This is a genomic window from Cognatilysobacter terrigena (assembly GCF_004361065.1).
Classification (GTDB): domain Bacteria; phylum Pseudomonadota; class Gammaproteobacteria; order Xanthomonadales; family Xanthomonadaceae; genus Cognatilysobacter; species Cognatilysobacter terrigena.
Genome location: NZ_SELT01000004.1, coordinates 76,297 through 95,105, shown reverse-complemented (window position 1 = coordinate 95,105; position 18,809 = coordinate 76,297). Strand labels below are relative to the sequence as shown.

General features: G+C 68.4%; 20 protein-coding genes. 8 read left to right on the top strand and 12 right to left on the bottom strand.

Features of this window, described 5'->3' with window-relative positions:
• Window positions 1–5: 5 nt before the first annotated feature.
• Complete coding sequence (locus tag EVS83_RS04565; RefSeq protein WP_133499840.1) at window positions 6–1,208, bottom strand: zinc-dependent alcohol dehydrogenase; 1,203 nt, start codon at window positions 1,206–1,208, stop codon at window positions 6–8.
• Between the two features lie 834 nt (window positions 1,209–2,042).
• Here EVS83_RS04565 and EVS83_RS04560 point away from each other — a divergent pair.
• On the top strand, window positions 2,043–2,279 hold the full coding sequence (locus EVS83_RS04560) for a hypothetical protein (protein ID WP_133499839.1): 237 nt from the start codon (window positions 2,043–2,045) through the stop codon (window positions 2,277–2,279).
• A 3-nt stretch (window positions 2,280–2,282) separates the two neighbouring features.
• Here the strand turns inward: EVS83_RS04560 and EVS83_RS04555 are convergent, their stop codons facing one another.
• The 4 genes from EVS83_RS04555 to EVS83_RS04540 all read right to left on the bottom strand — a co-directional run bounded on the left by EVS83_RS04555 (window position 2,283) and on the right by EVS83_RS04540 (window position 7,938).
• Window positions 2,283–3,866, bottom strand: coding sequence for an XVIPCD domain-containing protein (locus EVS83_RS04555; RefSeq protein WP_133499838.1), 1,584 nt, complete (start codon window positions 3,864–3,866; stop codon window positions 2,283–2,285).
• 12 nt (window positions 3,867–3,878) lie between these two features.
• A complete protein-coding gene (locus tag EVS83_RS04550) occupies window positions 3,879–4,391 on the bottom strand; it encodes a hypothetical protein (protein WP_133499837.1) in 513 nt (170 codons plus the stop codon).
• 323 nt (window positions 4,392–4,714) lie between these two features.
• Window positions 4,715–7,219: an ABC transporter permease gene (locus EVS83_RS04545; RefSeq protein WP_133499836.1), complete on the bottom strand. Its 2,505-nt coding sequence runs from the start codon at window positions 7,217–7,219 to the stop codon at window positions 4,715–4,717.
• Window positions 7,219–7,938, bottom strand: coding sequence for an ATP-binding cassette domain-containing protein (locus tag EVS83_RS04540; protein WP_133499835.1), 720 nt, complete (start codon window positions 7,936–7,938; stop codon window positions 7,219–7,221). Before EVS83_RS04540 ends, EVS83_RS04545 begins: the two co-directional genes overlap by 1 nt.
• Window positions 7,939–8,050: 112 nt before the next feature.
• On the opposite strand from EVS83_RS04540, the gene EVS83_RS04535 reads away from it, so the two are divergent.
• Window positions 8,051–8,653 carry an arylesterase gene (locus EVS83_RS04535; protein ID WP_425456063.1) on the top strand — a complete coding sequence of 201 codons (603 nt, stop codon included), beginning with the start codon at window positions 8,051–8,053 and terminating at the stop codon, window positions 8,651–8,653.
• 3 nt (window positions 8,654–8,656) lie between these two features.
• On the opposite strand, the gene EVS83_RS04530 is transcribed toward EVS83_RS04535, so the two are convergent.
• Together EVS83_RS04530 and EVS83_RS04525 are read right to left on the bottom strand one after the other, a co-directional pair.
• Window positions 8,657–8,869, bottom strand: a complete 213-nt coding sequence (locus EVS83_RS04530) for an RNA-binding S4 domain-containing protein (RefSeq protein WP_133499887.1) — start codon at window positions 8,867–8,869, stop codon at window positions 8,657–8,659.
• A gap of 5 nt (window positions 8,870–8,874) precedes the next feature.
• The gene (locus tag EVS83_RS04525) at window positions 8,875–9,270 is read right to left on the bottom strand and encodes a DoxX family protein (protein WP_133499834.1); all 396 of its coding nucleotides are present in this window, start codon (window positions 9,268–9,270) and stop codon (window positions 8,875–8,877) included.
• Window positions 9,271–9,398: 128 nt separating this feature from the next.
• Here EVS83_RS04525 and EVS83_RS04520 point away from each other — a divergent pair, with 128 nt between their 5' ends.
• Together EVS83_RS04520 and EVS83_RS04515 are read left to right on the top strand one after the other, a co-directional pair.
• Window positions 9,399–9,797 carry a VOC family protein gene (locus tag EVS83_RS04520; RefSeq protein ID WP_133499833.1) on the top strand — a complete coding sequence of 133 codons (399 nt, stop codon included), beginning with the start codon at window positions 9,399–9,401 and terminating at the stop codon, window positions 9,795–9,797.
• A gap of 106 nt (window positions 9,798–9,903) precedes the next feature.
• The gene (locus EVS83_RS04515; protein ID WP_133499832.1) at window positions 9,904–10,269 is read left to right on the top strand and encodes a cupin domain-containing protein; all 366 of its coding nucleotides are present in this window, start codon (window positions 9,904–9,906) and stop codon (window positions 10,267–10,269) included.
• 4 nt (window positions 10,270–10,273) lie between these two features.
• On the opposite strand, the gene EVS83_RS04510 is transcribed toward EVS83_RS04515, so the two are convergent.
• Window positions 10,274–11,218, bottom strand: a complete 945-nt coding sequence (locus tag EVS83_RS04510) for a DMT family transporter (RefSeq protein WP_133499831.1) — start codon at window positions 11,216–11,218, stop codon at window positions 10,274–10,276.
• A 128-nt stretch (window positions 11,219–11,346) separates the two neighbouring features.
• Window positions 11,347–12,240 (bottom strand): LysR substrate-binding domain-containing protein, encoded by an 894-nt coding sequence (locus tag EVS83_RS04505; protein WP_133499830.1) that lies wholly within the window; start codon window positions 12,238–12,240, stop codon window positions 11,347–11,349.
• Between the two features lie 170 nt (window positions 12,241–12,410).
• Here EVS83_RS04505 and EVS83_RS04500 point away from each other — a divergent pair, with 170 nt between their 5' ends.
• From EVS83_RS04500 to EVS83_RS04490, 3 genes are read left to right on the top strand one after another with little or no spacing between them, the layout of a single operon-like run.
• On the top strand, window positions 12,411–13,304 hold the full coding sequence (locus EVS83_RS04500; protein ID WP_133499829.1) for a DMT family transporter: 894 nt from the start codon (window positions 12,411–12,413) through the stop codon (window positions 13,302–13,304).
• A gap of 5 nt (window positions 13,305–13,309) precedes the next feature.
• Window positions 13,310–14,065: a DUF6058 family natural product biosynthesis protein gene (locus EVS83_RS04495; protein WP_133499828.1), complete on the top strand. Its 756-nt coding sequence runs from the start codon at window positions 13,310–13,312 to the stop codon at window positions 14,063–14,065.
• Window positions 14,062–14,292, top strand: coding sequence for a cyclase (locus EVS83_RS04490; RefSeq protein ID WP_133499827.1), 231 nt, complete (start codon window positions 14,062–14,064; stop codon window positions 14,290–14,292). The genes EVS83_RS04495 and EVS83_RS04490 overlap by 4 nt, the downstream gene beginning before the upstream one ends.
• Here EVS83_RS04490 and EVS83_RS04485 read toward each other — a convergent pair.
• Entirely contained in the window at window positions 14,281–15,177 is an 897-nt protein-coding gene (locus tag EVS83_RS04485; RefSeq protein WP_246022772.1) for a DUF72 domain-containing protein, read from the bottom strand. The two genes, EVS83_RS04490 and EVS83_RS04485, sit on opposite strands and share 12 nt — an antisense overlap.
• Window positions 15,178–15,275: 98 nt before the next feature.
• Entirely contained in the window at window positions 15,276–15,578 is a 303-nt protein-coding gene (locus EVS83_RS04480) for a hypothetical protein (RefSeq protein WP_133499826.1), read from the bottom strand.
• 159 nt (window positions 15,579–15,737) lie between these two features.
• Between EVS83_RS04480 and EVS83_RS04475 the strand changes: the two genes are divergently transcribed.
• Complete coding sequence (locus EVS83_RS04475) at window positions 15,738–18,155, top strand: TonB-dependent receptor plug domain-containing protein (protein WP_133499825.1); 2,418 nt, start codon at window positions 15,738–15,740, stop codon at window positions 18,153–18,155.
• A 70-nt stretch (window positions 18,156–18,225) separates the two neighbouring features.
• Here EVS83_RS04475 and EVS83_RS04470 read toward each other — a convergent pair whose 3' ends face one another.
• A complete protein-coding gene (locus EVS83_RS04470; RefSeq protein ID WP_133499824.1) occupies window positions 18,226–18,795 on the bottom strand; it encodes a BON domain-containing protein in 570 nt (189 codons plus the stop codon).
• Window positions 18,796–18,809 lie beyond the last annotated feature (14 nt).

The following is an 18,809-nucleotide window of genomic DNA, read 5'->3' as shown; positions in this document are numbered from 1 at the left end:
TTTCCTCAGTGCAGATGGGTCGGCGTGGTGGTCGTGGTCACGGTGCCGGTGTTGACGGTTTCCATGCCGGGCGGAATGAGCACGGTCTTGATGCAGCCGTCCTTCTTCGCCGAAAACATGTGGTACGCCTCGTCCACGTCCTCGAGCGCGACGCGGTGCGTGATGATTTCGCGTGGCTTGATACGGCCGGCCATGACGTGCTCGAACAGGCGGGGGAGGTGGCGCTTCACGCTCGCCTGGTTGCCGCGGATGGTCAGGCCTTTGTTGAGCGCATTACCGATCGGCACCATGTTCACGGTCGGGCCGTAGACGCCGACGATCGAGATGTTGCCGCCCTTGCGCACGGAGTTGATCGCCCACTGCAATGCGGTCGCCGCGCCCGCCTGGATCTTCATGCGCACGCCGGTGATCGACTGCCAGAGCGAACCGTCGGCTTCGGCGCCCACGCAGTCGATGCAGACGTCCGCGCCGAGCCAGTCGGTCATTTTCTTGATGTGCACGACCATGTCGTCGACTTCCTTGAAGTTGACGACCTCAGCCGGACCCCACTTCGATACGAAGTCGAGGCGATAGTCGACGTGATCCACCACAATCACGCGGCCCGCACCCATCAGCCACGCGCTCCGCGCGGCGAGGATGCCGACCGGGCCGGCACCGAAGACGACGACGGTGTCGTTCTCCTTGATGTCGCCCATTTCCGCGGCCTGGTAGCCGGTGGGCACGACGTCGGTGAGCAGCACCGCGTCTTCGATGTGCATGCCGTCGGGGATCTTCGTCGGGCCGATGTCCGCGAACGGCACGCGCGCGTATTCCGCCTGGCCGCCGTGGAAACCGCCGGTGGTGTGCGAATAGCCGAAGATGCCCCCGACGGCTGTCGCCTGCGGGTTAGTGTTGTGGCAGTTGGAATACAGCTCGCGCTGGCAGAAGTAGCAGGTGCCGCAGGCGATGTTGAAGGGCACGATGACGTGATCGCCCTTCTTGAGGTTCTGCACCGACGAGCCGACTTCTTCGACGATGCCGCAAAACTCGTGCCCGAAGATCTGGCCGACGCGGGTGTCGGGCACGAGGCCGTGGTAGAGGTGCAGGTCCGAACCGCAGATGCACGTGCGCGCGATTTTGACGATCGCGTCGTTGGGATGTTCGATGACGGGTTCCGGCATCTGCTGTGCGCGGACCTTGTAAGGACGTCGATAGACGGTCGCGAGCATGTCGTCGTTCTCGAAGAGTGCGTGGGAACGACGTTAGGTCGCGCGATATCTAGATGGCGGCAAGCCAGCCGTGGTGAATGCGCACGACGTTGCGATGCAATCGTGTGCGTCACGTTCGCTGATGGTCGACGTCGTCCGCTTCATCGATGCATCGACATGCAGGCAGGCTGTGCAGTCGATGCCGGAGGACAACGATGTGCAGTGTCGATGTGCGATTGGATTTCGCGACTGACGCGCATCCCGATTGCCGGCTGCGACATGGCTCGCGTGCAAACGGCGCATCGCATCGCAACCATCGAGCGGATCAGGATCGGTTAACCCGGCCGCGGGCACCTTTGCTGCAAGGCCGCCGACAAGCAAAGCCAACGGCACCGACCGCGGCCCCCGCACGCCCGTGCACAGGCGTTGCGCGGCGACGACGCTTGCCTGCCCCGACTCCTGTCGGGGCTTTCTTTTTAAGCGTTCGAATGCATCGGAGCGCGATGCAGGTGTCGCGTGGCGACGAACGGCAAGCGGCCATCACGACGATCTCACGGCCGCTGGATGAGCCTGAATACGTAGTTCGCATCACCGTGGTCGCAGGTCATTCCTCTCCGCCCCGAGCCTTCCGGCTCGGGGTTTTTTCTGCGTGTGTGCCGTCACGCACGGCTAACGCATGTCGGCGCAGCGTGATGGCGCGACGGCTCTCCGTCGCGGTTCCGCCTCGCGCGGATACGCCTCCTGTGAGGCATGAGTCCCCGGCGTCGTCGGCCGGGGACTCCTCGTAGAGGGCTCTCGAACCGGAGGCCGCCCGATGCGGCTACGACTGGCGACCACGTCGCCCGCGAGGCATGCATGCGCCTTCATGCATTCCAGATGACCGACGGCACGATGCACGTGGTGGCCGAACGGCTCGCCGCCGCACTCGATGCGCATCGCGAGCTCGACGCCCACGACATGGGCGTCGCCGAAGTCGACCTCGCGCAACTTAGTCCCAATCTCGTGCTCGGCATCGGCCTCGATGCCTGGGCGATCGCGCGCGGCGAAGACGCGTTGCTGATCCGCTCCGCGATCTCGATGCAGACCTGCTGAGGGTCAGAGCGCGCCGATGGTGCGAACGGGCGCGGGCTGCGCCTGCTGCGGTGCAACGCGGTCGGGGGTGTCGCGCGCAGTGTCGCGTCGCCGATCGAGTTCGGCACTCAACGTCCGCAACGCCTGCAGGCTCGTTTCGACGGGCGTGTTCGCGGCGACCGCCGCATCCACGCGCGCCCAGCGATTGGTCGGTGATGTCAGCTCACCTTGAACCGCGAACAGGTAACGGCCGTCATCGCTGCGGACGACACGATCGATGCGTTCGAGCCCGGCCTCGCGTGCGACCGGCAGCAGCGCGGCGGCGACACGCTCGCTGATCGCGTCGGGCGTGCGACCGAACTGGGCGTCGAGGCGGTGCACGCCGTCGAGTGCTTGGGCGCGCAGCGTGGCGTCGGCGGGGCGCAGCGACTCGGTTTCGGATCGCGGAGCGACGTCGGCCTGGGTCTTCGTCTGAAGCGCCGCCGGGACAGGCCCGATCGCGACCGGACGGAACTCGAATCGCGCTGCCAGCGCGTCATCGCGCGGCTCCGCATTGAAGCGGTCGCCCGGTGTGCCACGTGGTGCAAGCTCGTCGACGCGACCGCGTTCGCCGTGCCGGTCGAAGACCGACGTGCGATAGAAGAACGCACCTTCTTCGGAGCGGTGGATGACGTAGCGACCGGGGTCGGCGGGTAGGTCGCGCTTCTGCGCGAGCGATGTGTCGGACAGGCCGTTGAGCGAATCCACGACGAGGTTGTACGACAGCGTTCCGAGGCCATCGTGGTGGTAGCTGTCGCCTGCGTTCGAATGCGCGCCGGCAACGGTTACGGAAAGGAAGCGTCCGTCCGCCGTCGCACCGGGATCGAGAATGCTCGTCGACTGGAAGAGATTGCGGCGCTCGTCCGCGGCGACGATCTGGAAGCCGGTCATCACCGACGCGGGCGGCCGTCGGTCCGAGAGGCGTGGCATTCCCGTACCGACGGGATCGATAAGGTCGAGTGCTTGCGGCACCCGTCCGGGCGGAACCAATGGCGGCGCGGTGTAGTGCAGTTCACTTCCTTCGTGCCGAAATCCGCGCGGATCCTGGATGCCGCGTTCGTGCACGACCCGCGCGAACGCCGCGGCTTCTTCGGCGCCACGCGAGAAGCCGAGGTCCGCGATGCGGATCTCGACGTTCGGGTTTTCCGCCTTCCACTGCGCCGCCTTTTCGATGAGGAGACGGTACATGCGCTCGATACGGTCGTCGTACGTGAACCCCACCGCGCCGTCGGCGAGTCGGATGACCGCATTGCTCTGCGTCCCGATACCTTCGACGTAACCCGAACCGATGCGCGGGTCGCGGCGGCGGGCGTCCTCGACGTCCTGCCACACGCGCGCCACCGCCGTAGCGTGTTCGGGGTCGTGCCGCATGTCGTTTCCCGTGCCGTCGAAGCACGCGACGAACAGTCGTGCATTCGCGTCGCCGGCGGGGAGGAAGCGCGGTGTGCGCATCGTCGCCAGCTGCTGCTCCGCGTGGCGATAGGTCTCGATGTCCGCCTGCGTGGCGGGGCGGAAGCTCACACCGTCTTCGAGAATGCCGTCCTGGCCAACCTTGTGATGTTCCGTCATCAGTGCGCGGCCTCAGTAGGTATGCGACCAGGCGCGTACGGGGTCGGCGCGGAAACTGCTGTGAGGGTTGCCCGGGATCTGCGGGTCGCGTGTCGGGACGAATGCCTTCATGTAGACGGCGACGGTACGGTCGTCGACGACCACGATGATCCCCGGATCGCCCATTACCGCGTTCGGCGGGATCTGATCGGCCGGAACCCGATGGAGGACGACATGGCCGGGAAAGATGCGGTCGAGATCGAGTGTGGCTTCGAGGGGCGTACCGTCTTTCGACGTCCAGCGCACGACTGCGGGCCCGGCGAATGTCTTGTCGACGATCGCGTTCGCTTCCCAGTGTTTGATGTCACTCTCGCCGTTGAACGAGTGCGTCGCAGCGCGTTCGCTCGGCACGACATGCTCCATACCGCCGTACGTGACGCTGCAGCTTCGGGTGTCGTAGCAGTAAGCGCCGAACGTGTGGTTACGGAAGTGCTGGCCGTTCGCTGCGGTGACGACCGGCAGGTCGGACGAATTCGCGTCGTGCACGGGCAGGCATCCTGATGCAAGAAGAAAGGGAGCGCAGGCGAGAAGTCGCGACAGCGGCGTCACGGCGTGATCCCCATCGAGGGCAACGAGCCGAGCGGCGTCGCGCGGGAACTGACCGCGGGGTTACGGCGCATCGATAGCGCCTTGCCGAGAGATGCGGCGAGCGTACCCGCTACATCCGGCGCTGCTCGCGGGGTGATGGACGTCACTGCACTGGAGCGGAGCCTGGCGCCAACGCGCCCGGACGACATTCGGAACATTCCATGTTTCCCGAAACGATCTGCCGCCACGCTAGCGGCAGGCTCACGAGTGGTCAATCGACCTTAGTCCTGCAACTCCCTCAACGTCGTCGACGGCGGCGCATCGAGCACGCGACGCGTCGCCCACAGTCCGGCAATCAACGCGGCCAGCGTGCCGATCGCTGCGCCCGCAATCGCAGGCTTGGGATCGAAATGCCACGGCAGGTCGAACACACGCGTGGCGACGACACCCGACAATACCGATGCCGCGATCGCAGCGACGAGTCCCGACAGCAGGCCGATCGCGACGAACTCGGATGCCTGTGCGAGGCGCAACTGCCCGCGCTTCGCACCGAGCACGCGCATCACGCCGCCTTCGAGGAGGCGTTCGTCCTGGCTCGCGGTCACCGCCGCCATGAGCACCAGCACGCCTGCGGCGAGCGAGAACCAGAACACCACCTGCACGACGGTGGACACCTGATCGCCGGTGGCGCGCACCTGCGCGAGCACGGCGTCGACGTCGATCACCGTGAGATTAGGGAAGCGGTCCACGATGCGCGCGGTGAAGCGCGGTTGCGATACGGGGACGCGCACGGCGGTGATCCAGCTCGCGGAATAGCCGTCGAGCGCATGCGGCGACGCGACCACGAAGAAGTTCGGCTTGAAGCTTTCCCAATCGACCTCGCGCAACGACGTGATGCGCGCTTCGAAGGGCTGGCCGGCCACGTCGAACTCCACGCGATCGCCGACCTTCCACCCGAGGCGATCAGCGAAGCGCTTTTCGACCGACAGCTCCGGCGCGCGCGGCGTGCCCGTCCACCAGCGGCCGGCGACGATCCGGTTGCTCGTTTCCGGTTTGTCGGCGACGGACAGATTGAACTCGCGTTCGGCGAAGCGGCGCGCATCCTCGTCGGCATACGCCTTGGGATCGACCGCCGCACCGTTCCGGCTCACGAGGTGCGCGCGGATCATCGGGAACAGCACCGGCGCTTCAAGGCCTTCGCCGCGAATGAAGGTGCGCACGTCGGCGACCTGGTCCGGCTGCACGTTGATGATGAAGCGATTCGGCACGTCGGCGGACAGCGACTGCTGCCAGCGATCGAGCAGGTCGGTGCGCACGAACGTGAGCAGCAGCAGGGCCATCAGCCCGAGGCCGAGTGCACACACTTGCGCGACGCTCGCGCCGGCGCGTCGGCTCACGTTCGCGAGCCCGTAGCGCAGCGGCCCACGCAGTCGCGTACGCAACATGCGTACGGCGACGATCAGGAGGCCGGCGAGCAGCGCGAGCACCGCAAGCGTCGCGACGACGCCGACGAGCATTGCAACGCCGAGCGTCGCCGAACCCGCCTTCCACCACAGCAGGCCGCCCAACGCGGCAAGACCGAGCGCGCCCACCAGCCACGCGCTCGGTTCTGAGGCATCAAGGTCGCGGCGCAACACGCGCAACGCGGGCACGCGACGCAACGCCAGCACCGGCGGTGCGCCGAATGCGATCAGCACCACCAGGCCGAGCAACAGGCCCTGCAGCGCGGGCCACGCGGTAGCGGGCGGAATCGAGATGGCGAGCTTCTGCGCCAGCCACAGCCCGACGCCCCACTGCATCGCGAAGGCGAGCGCGACGCCGATGACACTCGCGCCCAGTCCGAGCAGCATCAGCTCGCCGACATGGATGGCGACGATGCGTCGTTGCGACGCACCGAGGCAGCGCATCACCGCGGCGCCCGCACGGTGTCGTTCGCTGTGCCGACGTGCGGCCATCGCGACGGCGACGGCCGCGAGCATCACCGACACCATCGCCGCGAGACCGAGGACGCGTCCCGCACGATCGAGCGCGGAGCGCACTTCCGGCCGCGCGTTGCCGATCGTGTCGAGTCGCTGGCCGCGTTGCAGCGTCGACTTCGCGACGGCGTTGAAGCGCTCGACCGCACCAGCCTCACCGGCGACGACGAGCTTGTATTCGATGCGGCTGCCGGGTTGCACGAGCCCCGTGCGCTGCAGGTCGCCAAGCGAAATCAGCACGCGCGGCGCGATGTTGAAGAGATCCGTCGACGCGTCGGGTTCCTGCGCGACGATCGCGGCGATCGGGAACTGTGCGTCGCCGAGCGACACGACGTCGCCGAGTTTCGCGTCGAGCGCCTGTGCGCCGTTGCGCGTGATCCACGCACTGCCCGGCGCGGGGCCGTGGGTGGCGGTAGATTCGCGGCCGGTCGCGTCGATGAGGCGGAAGCTGCCGCGCAGCGGGAATGCGTCGCCGAGCGCGCGCAGGTCCGCGAGCTTCAGGCGTTGCGCATCGCCTTCGCCGATCGACGCCATTGTGGTGAGCTGGCGTGTTTCGGCGAAGCGCAGGCCGGGTGCACGCGCGGCCTGCAGTTGCCGCGGCGAGGCCGGGTCGTCACCGCGCAGCACTGCATCACCGCCGAGCAGCCGGTTGGCTTCGATGGCCAGCGCGCGATCCGCGCGGTCGGTGACGAACCCGACGGCGGTGACCGCCAGCACCGCGAGCAGGATCGCGGCGAGCAGGATGCGCACTTCGCCCGCGCGCAGGTCGCGGCGGAGCTGGCGCCAGGCGAGGATGAGGGCGGTGGGCATCAGACGGTCGCCGAATCGTCGACGAGCCGGCCGGCGTCCAGGCGCAGGCGGCGACTGCAGCGTGCGGCCAGCGCGTCGTCGTGCGTCACCAGCACGAGCGTGGTCCCCGCCTGCGCGTTGAGTTCGAACAGCAGGTCGATGATCGCAGCGCCGGTGCGGGTGTCGAGGTTGCCGGTGGGTTCGTCGGCGAACAGCAGGCCGGGGCGGGTGACGAACGCCCGCGCGAGCGCGACACGCTGCTGTTCGCCGCCGGAGAGTTGGCGCGGGTAGTGGCCGAGCCGTTCGCCCAGGCCGACGCGCTGCAGGATCGATCGCGCCGGCGGTTCGGCGTCGGCGTCACCGCGTAGCTCCAGCGGCAGCATCACGTTCTCCAGCGCGGTCAGCGAGGGCAGCAACTGGAAGTTCTGGAAGACGAAGCCGACCTTCTCGCCGCGAACGCGCGCACGGCCGTCCTCGTCCAGCGTGGAGAGCGGCGCGCCGTCGAGCAGCACGCGGCCGGAGGAGGGCACGTCCAGCCCCGCGAGCAGCGAGAGGAGGGTGCTCTTGCCCGAGCCCGAGGCGCCGACCACCGCCACCGCCTCGCCGGGCGCGATCGCGAAGCCGACGTCGCGCAGGATGACCAGGTCGCCCGAGGGCAGGGGGACGTGCTTGCCGAGGCCCTCCGCGGTGAGCGCGGAGGGCGCGGTCCTTCGGCCGGGGTTCACGGTGGCGTCGAGCATCATGTCTCCAGTGGGGCCGGGCGTCCGGCCGGAGGACTGCATGAAACTGGCATATGACGGCGTGAGCGCGCGCATTCAACAGGGTCTTTGGTGGGTGGTACTTCTGGTCGCGATGGCGCTGGTCGCGCCGGTGCAGGCCAAGGCGCCGGTCCGCGCCCCCGCGACGACGAAGACGGTGCTCGTCATGGGCGACTCGCTGTCGGCTGGTTACGGCATCGCGGTGTCGCAGGGCTGGGTGTCGCTGCTGGGCCAGCGGCTGAAGGCGACGAGCCCGCGCTGGTCGGTGGTCAACGCCAGCGTGAGCGGCGAGACGACGGCCGGCGGCCTGTCGCGGTTGCCGGCGGCGCTTGCGCGCGCGAAGCCGGGCGTAGTCGTTATCGAACTCGGGGCGAACGACGGCCTGCGCGGCCTGCCGGTGCGCGACATGCAGGCCAATCTCGATCGCATGGTGAAGCTGTCGAAGGCGTCGGGCGCGAAGGTGCTGGTGATCGGCATGCGCATGCCGCCGAACCTAGGGCGCGCCTACACCGAGGGCTTCGCGAACGCGTACACGACGGTGGCGAAATCGAACGGCGCGACGCTGCTTCCGTTCTTCCTCGAGCCGATCATGCTCGACCGCGGCGCGTTCCAGCGCGACAACCTGCATCCCACCGCGGCGGTGCAGCCGCGCCTGCTCGACCACGTCTGGCGCCCGTTGGCGCCGATGCTGCGCTGATCGTCAGCCGACGCGGATTTCGGTCGTGCCGACGCGCACGACCTGGCCGGCGCGGATCTTCGCCGTCTTGCGCAGCTCCACGGTGCCGTCGACGTTGACGGCACCGCTCGCGACGATCTGCTTGCCCGCGCCGCCGCTGTCGCAGAGGCCGACCAGCTTGAGCAGCTGGTTGAGCTCGACGAATTCGCCCTCGAGCTCGAAATCGATGACCTGCATGCCCATCAGCGTTCGTTGACGCTGAAGCGTCCCGGGCCGAGTAATGCGAGCGCGAGTGCGGACACGAGGTACATCGCCTGCAGCTCCAGCGCCCAGCCGCCCTGTTCGTTGAACGAGCCGATCTGGCCCATGTGCACGAGCAGGATCGCGACGACCATGTTGATGAAGACCAGCACCGCGCCGATGCGTGCGTGGAAGCCGGCGATCAGCATCAGCGGGCCGATTACTTCGCCGAGCAGCACGCCATAGCCGAGCGCGCCGGGCAGGCCGTGCGACTGCACCATGTGGACGATGCCGCCCATGCCGCCGTTGAGCTTGGATAGGCCGTGGAACAGGATCAGCACGCCGAGCGTGATGCGCAGCAGGAGCTTGGCGATGTCGTGCTGGGTATTCGCGTTCATTCGGTTCCCCCGTGATCGCGGCGAGGATAGACGCATCGCCGCTCCGCTGTCTTCGCCGGCGGATGGCGGCATCGCGATCGTGTGAATTGGTTAGCATCCCGACCGACTTTTCTTCCGGGACGCCACCGATGATCGCCTACACCACCCTCGGCACCAACGACCTGCCGCGCGCCGCCGCGTTCTACGACGAGCTGCTCGCGATCATCGGCGCCAAGCGCGAGATGGAGCAGCCCGGCTACTTCATCGCCTACGGCAACGGCGGCGCCGGCGCCGGCCTCGGCGTGACCGTGCCGTTCGACAAGAAGACCGCGACGGTCGGCAACGGCGTCATGGTCGCGCTGGAAGCGAAGGACCGCGCGCAGGTCGACGCCGTCTACGCGAAGGCCGTTGCACTCGGCGGCACCGACGAGGGCGCGCCGGGTGAGCGCTTCCCGGGCTTCTACGCCGCCTATTTCCGCGACCTCGACGGCAACAAGCTCAACGTCTGCTACATGACGTTCGATCAGGGCGAGCACGCGCCGGCCTGACCGTCGGCCAGAGATTGATCGCCGAAGGCGTCGCCCCGTGCGGCGCCTTCGTCGTTCTGATCGCGCGTCGACGCCCGCGGTGCCAGCCTTCGTGCAGGAGGCGGCCATGCACACCAAGAAGCTCAGGTTCGGCGAAGGATTCCGCGTCGCGTTCGAGGTGCGGAAAGCGCAATGCGCGGAGATGGTGCTCGCGCCCGGCGACGCCGAGGGCGGCGACGACAACTATCACCGCGGCGCGGATCAATGGCTCTACGTGGTCGATGGGCGCGGCGTGGCGACGGTAGAAGTGGACGGCCGCAAGCGTCGCATTACGCTGGAACCCGGCCGTCTGCTCGTCATCGAAAAGGGCGAGCGCCACGAGGTGCGCAACACCGGGACCGGTCTGCTGCGCACGCTCAACTTCTACTACCCGCCGGCATTCGCGCGCGACGGCGACCCGAAGGGGCCGGGGAAGAAGCGCGCGTCGAAGTGATGCATCAGTCGACCATGCCCTTCGACTCCGACGCCGCGAGCATCTCCGGATGCTCGATGCGACGCAGCCGGTGCAGCAGCGGATACGCGAGCACCGCGCCGAGGATGATGGCGACGCCGCCGTAGAAGGCGAGGCTCAGCTCACGCTGCTCGCCGAGCAGCAGGATCGCCAGCACGATCGCGTACACCGGCTCCAGATTCACCGCGAGCTGCGCCGCGAACGCACTCATATGCCGCAGCGCAACCAGCGAGAGCGCATAGGGAATCAGCGTGCAGCCGATCGCGAGTGCGAGCAGGAGGCCAATGTCGTGCAATGACGGAACAGCCAGCGTCAGCGCTTCGCCGGGCGCCACGATCGCCATCAGCGGCGACAGCACCGTCAGCGTCAGCACGCCGGCGCCGAGTTCGATCGCCGTCACCGTCAGCGCATCGCCATGCTCGACCATGCGCTTGTTGAGCGAACCGAACAGCGCGACGAATAGCGCCGATAGCGTGCCGACCGAGACGCCCGCGCGCATGCCGTGCGGAATGCCGCCAACGACGAGCGCGACACCCGGCAGCACCGCGACACCGAGCAGGAAATCGCGCGGCTGGAATTTCGTTTTCGCGAGCCACGGCTCCGCCATCGCGGTGAAGACCGTGCCGAGCGCGATGCACGTTGCGCCGACGGACGCGTTCGACAACTTGATCGAGCCGTAGAACGTCAGCCAGTGCAGTGCGACGAGCGCACCGATGCCCGCATACGCCGCGACGATGCGCCCCGGCATCGCACGCAGTCCGCGCCACACGCGGGGCACGAACGCCAGGGCCGCGACCACGAACAGCATGCGCCACCACACCAGCGGCAGCGCGCGCAGCGTGATCAGCTTGCCGAGGATGGCCGTGAAGCCCCAGAGGACGACGCAGACGTGGATCTGCAGGAAGGCGCGGCGGGTTTCGGGGGTCGACATCGCGTCATTATCGCGTCGCAACGGACACGCATGTCGATCGATCGCGGCACGCGTTCGCAGATCGACGCTTGCGTTGCGCGACACGGTGATCGGCCGCGGCCGAGTCGGACCGCTGCGCCGCGCCGCGGTCAGCCGCCTTGCGCCCGCGCTTCCTCGATCACCCAGTCGACGAACGTGCGCGCGGCTGGGCGCAGGCGACGATGCGTCGGCAGCACGACGTAGTACGACCAGCGCGATACGAGCGACGGCCCGGGCAACTGCACCAGCCGTCCGTTGGTGATGTACGGCGCGACGATGTGCTCTCGCGCGAGCACCGCGCCGAGGCCCGTGGCGGACGCTTCGAGTGCGCCCGTTGAATCGGTGAAGCGGAAGCGTTCGTCCGGCGTCACGCCGAGCACTTTCGCGGCGCGGAACCAGTCGTGCCAGCCCTGCCGTGCGTTGTCCGAGACCAGCGGCAGGGCGGCGACGTCGCGCGCCGTCTTCGTTGTCGCGAATCCGGGCATGTGCGGCGCGGCGACGGGGTACAGGTGCTCGTCCATCAGCTTGGTCGCCTGCGTACCCGGCCACTGGCCCGAGCCATGGCGGATCGCGAGGTCGGGGCCGCTGTCGTCGAAGCGGGCGAGCGCGAAGCCGGTTTCGATGCTCAGGCGGATGCCGGGGTGGGCGTCGGCGAATCGCGCGAGTCGCGGCATCAGCCATGTGCAGGTAAAGGAGTGGAGCGTCGCGATACGCACGAGGTCGCGGTCCTCGCTCGACGCCTTGAGGCCGCGCAGCACGTCCTCGAGGTCCGCGAGCGAGCTGCTGGCGGCGTCGGCGAGCTGCCGCCCGGCAGCGGTCAGCGCGACTCCGCGCGCATGGCGCTGGAACAGCGGCAGCCCCAGACGCGATTCGAGCTTGCGCACGTGGTGGCTCACCGCGCTGGCGGTGATGTGCAGCTCCTCGCCGGCGTGGGCGAAGTTCTGGTGGCGCGCCGCGGATTCGAAGGCGGCCAGAGCCGAAAGCCATTCCGCACGGGTGCTCATCGGAGCCTCAAATCAGATTTGGGTCGGGCCTCCAAAGTATGCGCTTGTGCCGGCCCACGGTGCGCGGACAATGGGTTCCGACACCAAACTGGCTCATGGCCGACGGTGCGCACGATGCGGATAGCGTCGGCGGCGCGCCCGGCGGAGCCTGCGCCATCCGGAGGATGCCCATGGCCGTGAACGCTTCCGCCGCACCGATCGCTCCCTCTACCACTGCACGCTGGGCGACGCCGCTCGAGATCGGCGTGCTCGGTGCGATCTGGGGCGCGTCGTTCCTCTTCATGCGCGTCGCGGCGTCCGAGTTCGGGCCGGCGGCGCTGGTCGAACTGCGGCTCGCGCTCGGCGCGATCGTGCTGCTGCCGTTCCTGTGGAAGGCGCGTGCGTCGTTCCCGCTGCGCCTGTGGCCGAAGCTCGCGCTCATCGGCGCGATCAACTCCGCGATTCCGTTCCTGCTGTTCGCCTGGGGCGCCGAACGCGCGCCGGCAGGCGTCGGCGCGATCTGCAATGCGATGACGGTGCTGTTCACCGCGCTGGTCGGTGCGTTGTTCTTCGGCGAGAAGATCGGGTTCGCGCGGAGCATCACGCTTGCCGTCGGTTTCGCCGGCGTCGTGGTTCTCGCGAGCGGCCGCATCGCTGGTGCCGATATCGCGCCGGCCGTGATGGCCGGCTCGGCCGCGGCGCTGCTGTACGGCATCGGCATCAATCTCGTGCGTCGCCATCTCACGGGTCTTCCGGCAAAGGCCGTGGCGCCTGCGACGCTGCTGTGCAGCGCGATTCTCGTGCTGCCGTTCGGCATCGCGCAGTGGCCGTCGACGATGCCGTCCGCACACGCGTGGCTGTCGGTCGTGCTGCTCGGCGTGATGTGCACGGGCATCGCCTTCGTCATGTACTACCGGCTGATCGCGCGCATCGGCGCGGGCAGGGCGTCGACGGTGACCTACCTCGTGCCGCTGTTCGGCGTTGCGTGGGCGTGGATGCTGCTCGGCGAAGCCCCGACGCTGCGCATGCTGATCGCCGGCGCGCTGATCCTTGGCAGCGTGGCGATGAGCCAGCGGGCGAAGTGATCGCGATGTCCGTCGCGCGATACCTCGCGGCGCAGTACTGGACGTCAGAGCGCCTCGCCTCGGAATGCGGGGTCGCAGAAAGAACGCTCGACGCGCTCGTCGACGCAGGCATCGTTCCCGCGCCGTCGTACCGGGTCCATGCGCAGGGTGTGCTGACGTCGGTCGTGTTCGGCGAATTCGCCGGCATGGATGCCGCACCGGGGGCGTACTTCCATCCCGGCACGAAGCGATGGGTGCGACGCGCGCTGCAGGTCATCGCGCGCGTCGGCCTCGACGATGCGCCGGCAGCGCTGCGCCGCGGATTCGAACGTCGCTTCGCGGCCGCATTGCGCCGCACGGACCGCGAGCTGCTCCGCATCGAGGATTGCTTCGCACCCGATGGAACGCCGCGCGACGCGGCGATCCATGCACGCTGCAGCACGGCGTGGACGTACCTCATGAACGGGACATTCGGGCTGTGCGTGCGCGACTGCGGTTCGGTGGCGTCGATCGTCCGCAAGGAGCTGCTGCAGGAGCACCTGACGCGCTACGCCGCGCGCGAGACGATCGAGGATCGCGATGTCGCGCCGCTGCTGACGCTCCTCGACATCTATGCCGATGCCGCGATGCCGTTCGCGCCGCCGGAATATCCCGCCAGCAGCCGCAAGCGCCTGGTCGAGGACTTTGGTGCGCGGGTGCGTTCGCGGGCGTCCCGCATCGCACCCGCAAGTCCCCGCCGCCTCGATCGGGAAGCGGTCCGGATCACCGAGCGGACGCCATGAGCGACGTCCAGCACCGCGCCGTCTTCGACTTCGAAATCGCGTTCAGCAATGGCGGCGGCCTGTGCGGCTGGGATTTCCGCCTCGAAATCCCCGGCGACGCCGTTGACGAGGCGTGGCTCGCCGCGCGCATCGTCGATGACATGCGGCTGCTGTTGGTGGGTTCGGTGACGTTGTCGAACGTGCGCGTGATCGCCGAAGCGCACAAGCGCGTCGCGTCAGCGGCGTAGCAGCTTCGAGATCATCGACATCGCGGCGGCCGGGTTGCGCTGCTTCGCGCCGCTGATGAAATAGACGAACACGTCGCGCGCGCGCGGCGCAGCGGGCTCGGCCAATCGCGGAATGTCGGCGGGCGCATCGCCATGCGCCCATAGGCGCGCACGTTCGAGCCACGCGTCGACGTCGTCGCTCTCGTAGCCTTCCGCGACGTCGACGCGCGACCGCATCAGGCGCAGGTAGACGACGTGGCCGGTGACGTCGCCGAAGGCCGGCAGGTCGGGCGCGTCGGTGAATACGGTGGCGGCGCCGAAGTCGCGGGCCACTTCCACGTAGCGCGGATCGACGAAGCTCGGATGTCCCGGCTCGATCACGTGCTGCAGCGGGCGGCCGTCGAGCGTGCGGGGCAGCAGGTCGAGGAAGGCGGCGAGATCGTCGGCATCGAACACGCGGCTGGGCGGCATGTGCCACAGCACGGGGCCGAGGCGGTCACCGAGCTCGGCCAGCCCGCCGTTGAGGAAGGCCCACGCCGCCTTGCCGCACTTCGCGAGCGGGCCGCGCTGCGTGATGTGCTGCGGCGCCTTGACCGAGAACACGAAACCGTCCGGTGTCTGCTCGCGCCACTGCGCGTATTCGGACGCGCGCCGGGCGCCGTAGAACGTCGTGTTGATCTCCAGCGTGGAGAAGCGCCGGCTCGCGTATTCGAGCTCGCGCCGCGTCACCAGGCCCTGCGGATAGAACGTGTGCCGCCACGGCGCGTACGTCCAGCCGCCGATGCCGACCCGGATGCCGTCGACCGCGGGCACGCCGCTGCCGAAAACGGCCGGCGCGTTCGCGAGAAACGCACTGGTCCGCGGCGTTCGGTCCGACAGCAGCATCTCGCGCGGCCGGCCCTGCACGATCAGGCTCCCTGCGACGGGCCGAGGAGGCGCGCGGGTTCGCGCGCGGGGCGGCATTCGACACGGGACAGGCAGGGCATGCGGCGCACGGTCAGGCCTCAGCTGTTCCAGTCGTCGTCGTTCTCGAACTCGACGAGCACGTCGAGGTCGTAGGCCAGCGCTTCCACCGCATCGCGCACGCGGCGCACGGTGTAGTCGTTGCCGGCTTCGATCTCGAGTTCGTGCACGCCGGGGCCCTGGTCATCGGGCAGGCCGGCGGAACTGGAGTCGTCGTCGTCCAGATGCGGCATCAGGTCGGCGACTTCCTCGACATGCTCGATGCCGTCGATGCTCGCCAGCAGATTGCCGATGGCGCGGGCGTGGTGGTCGCTCCCGGTCACTCGCATTCGCATCACGGGCATGGTGGGGACTTCCTGTGGTGGGGCGATTTCGAAGCTAGGACGCCAGCGGCAAAGGCGGCGTGATGGATTCGCAAGGTCCCTGAGCGGTTCATCGCGTGGACGCGTGGCGTTTGTCCCGCTAGATTCCGTGCGGGGGATCACTTCTTCGGGGACAACCAGATGCAGGGACCAATCGACCTTTCGCGTCGCGCCGTTCTGTGTTCGACGATCGCGGCCGTGCTCGTGCTCGCCGCGCCGTATCGCGCCCATGCGCAGGACGCGACGTCGACCACTGATACATCGACCGCGAAACAGCTCGACACCGTCGCGGTGATCGGCTCGCGTCGCGTGCAGCGTTCGTCCGAGACCACCACGCCGGTGCCGGTCGACGTGCTGCCGATGCAGCGTCAGGCCGAGACCGGTGGACAGTTCGACCTCGCGCAATCGCTGCAGGCCACGGTGCCGTCCTTCATCTCGACGCGGCAGACCGGCGCGGACGGCGCGGACCTCGTCGACGGCGCCGCGCTGCGCGGACTCGGCTCCGACCAGACGTTGGTGCTGGTCAACGGCAAGCGCCACCACACGGTGTCGCTGGTGAACATCTACGGCGCGCGCGACCGCGGCAACACCGGCACCGATCTCAACGCCATCCCGGTGATGGCGATCGACCGCATCGAAGTGCTGCGCGACGGCGCGGCGGCGCAGTACGGCTCGGACGCGATCGCGGGCGTCATGAACATCGCGCTCAAGCGCCGCGAAGGCTGCGAGAGCGCGCTGGGTTGGGGCCAGTATTCGCGCGGCGACGGCGAGAACTGGCTGGCGTCGGCGTACTGCGGCATGAAACTCGCGACCGGCGGCTCGCTTTCGGTGACCGGTGAGTGGCAGGACCGCGGCCGCTCCAATCGCGCGACGGCCGAGAACCCGCTGCGCATCATCGGCGACTCGCAGGTCATCAACCGCACGCTCTACCTCAACGGCGACCAGCCGCTGGGCGAAGCCGCGACGCTGTACTTCACCGCCGGCATGCAGAGCCGCGCCGCGTCGTCGGCCGCGTTCGCGCGCGGTGGCGTGGGCAGCGACGACATCCCGTCGCGCAACTCCGCGGCGATGTATCCCGACGGCTTCGTGCCCTTCATCGACGGCGACCTGCAGGACCGCTACGGCATCCTCGGCCTGCGTGGCGACGTCGGCCTGTGGCATTGGGATCTCTCGCAGACGCACGGCTACAACGAGCTGCGCTACGACATCAACCACACGCTCAATGCGTCGATCGCGAACGCCGAAGCGCTCGCAGGCCGTCCGGCCGTCAGCCAGGACCGCTTCGACGCCGGCGGCTTCTCGTTCGAGCAGAACACCACCAACCTCGACCTTTCGCGCTTCTACGACGGCGTGCTGCAGGGCATGAACGTGGCGTTCGGCGCCGAGCATCGCGAGGAGCGCTACCGCATCCGCGCGGGCGAGCCGAACTCGTACATCGACGCGGACGGCGCGGGCACCGGCGGCAACGCGGGCAGCCAGGGCTTCCCGGGCTTCCAGCCGGGCGACGTGACGAATCGCAGCCGCAAGAGCGATGCGCTGTACGTCGACGTGGAACTCGACCTGACCTCGCGCTGGACCACCGACCTCGCCGCGCGCTGGGAGGACTACAGCGACTTCGGCTCGACGCTCAACGGCAAGATCGCGAGCGCGTTCAAGGTCACCGACACCTTCCTGCTGCGCGGCTCGTACAGCAGCGGCTTCCGTGCGCCGTCGCTGCAGCAGAAGTACTTCTCGTCGACGATCACCGACTTCATCAGCGGCCAGCCGGTCGACATCGTGATCGCCGCGAACGACAGCGCGCTGGCGCAGGCGGCGGGCATTCCGTCGCTGAAGGAAGAGACGTCGAAGAGCGCGACGCTCGGCTTCACCTGGACGCCGTCGCGTGCGCTGTCGTTCACGGCCGACGCCTACCGCATCGACATCGACGACCGCGTCATCCTCACCGGCGAATTCGGCACGGACGACCCGAACATCGGCGCGATCCTGGCCGCGCGCGACATCGGCAGCGCGCGATTCTTCGTCAACGCGGTGAACACGCGCACGACGGGCCTCGACCTCACGCTGTCGAACCATTCGACGCTGTGGGGCGGTGCGCTCGACACATTCCTCGCCGCCAACTTCGGACGCACCGAAGTGACGAAGGTGAACGCGCCGGCGTCGCTTGCCGGCCGCGAGGATGCGCTGCTGCCGGAGCGCGATCGCCTGTTCGTCGAGAACGGCGCGCCGGATCGCAAGGCCGTGCTCGGCTTCGACTGGACGCGCGCGCAGTGGAACGCGAACCTGAAGATCATCCACTTCGGTCCGCAGGAACTCGGTACGTTCTCCGGCACCGCCGCGGGCGTTCCGAACCAGCACTACGACGCGAAGACCTCCGCCGACATTAGCGGCACCTACGCGTTCACGCCAAAGGCGAAGTTCACGGTGGGCGTCACCAATCTGTTCGACGTCTTCCCGACGCGGCAGGATCCGAACGAGACCGACAACGGTCACATCTACGAGAGCGTGCAGTTCGGCCTGAACGGCCGCGCGTACTTCGCAAGGTTCTGGTACGGCTTCTGATCGGCACTGCGACCTGTGATGCGAAAACGCCCGCGAGATGCGGGCGTTTTCGTTTTCGAGGGCAATGGGTTCAGTCGACGCGCGAATCGCGCGGCTGCCAGTCCTCGTTCGGCGGCGAGCTGGAGAAGCCGCTGCCGGGCTGGTTGAGCCCGCTGCGCACCGCGCCGCCGGGGCCGAACGAGGCGATGCCGTTGTCGACGTGGATGCGGTTCTCGACATGGACGACGCCGCGGATCGCATCGGCGATGTCCTCGGCGCGATGCTTCATCCAGCGCGTCGGCACGTCGCCGGCGAGCACGACGCGGCCTTCGTCGACGGTGACGAGGATCTCCGACGCATCGACGAGTTCGTCGTCGCGCAGCCGCTCGTTGAGTTCCTCGGCGATGAGCAGGTCCGAACGCGTCGCGTTCTTCGTGCCGCGGCGCGCATGCATGGCGCGATGCGTCGAGCGCTTGATCGCGCGGTCCTCTTCCTGGCGGAGGTCGTAGCGCGGTTCCTGGGGGCCGCCGATCTCGGGCGGGCCGAACGAGTCGTCCGCGCGGCCGGTTCCGGCCCAGCCGTGGTCGGTCAGGGACGGCAAGTTCTCGTAGAGGCGCGCGCCGGCATCGCGATTGGGGCCGTGAGGGGTATTCGGATTCATGGTCGGGCTCCTGC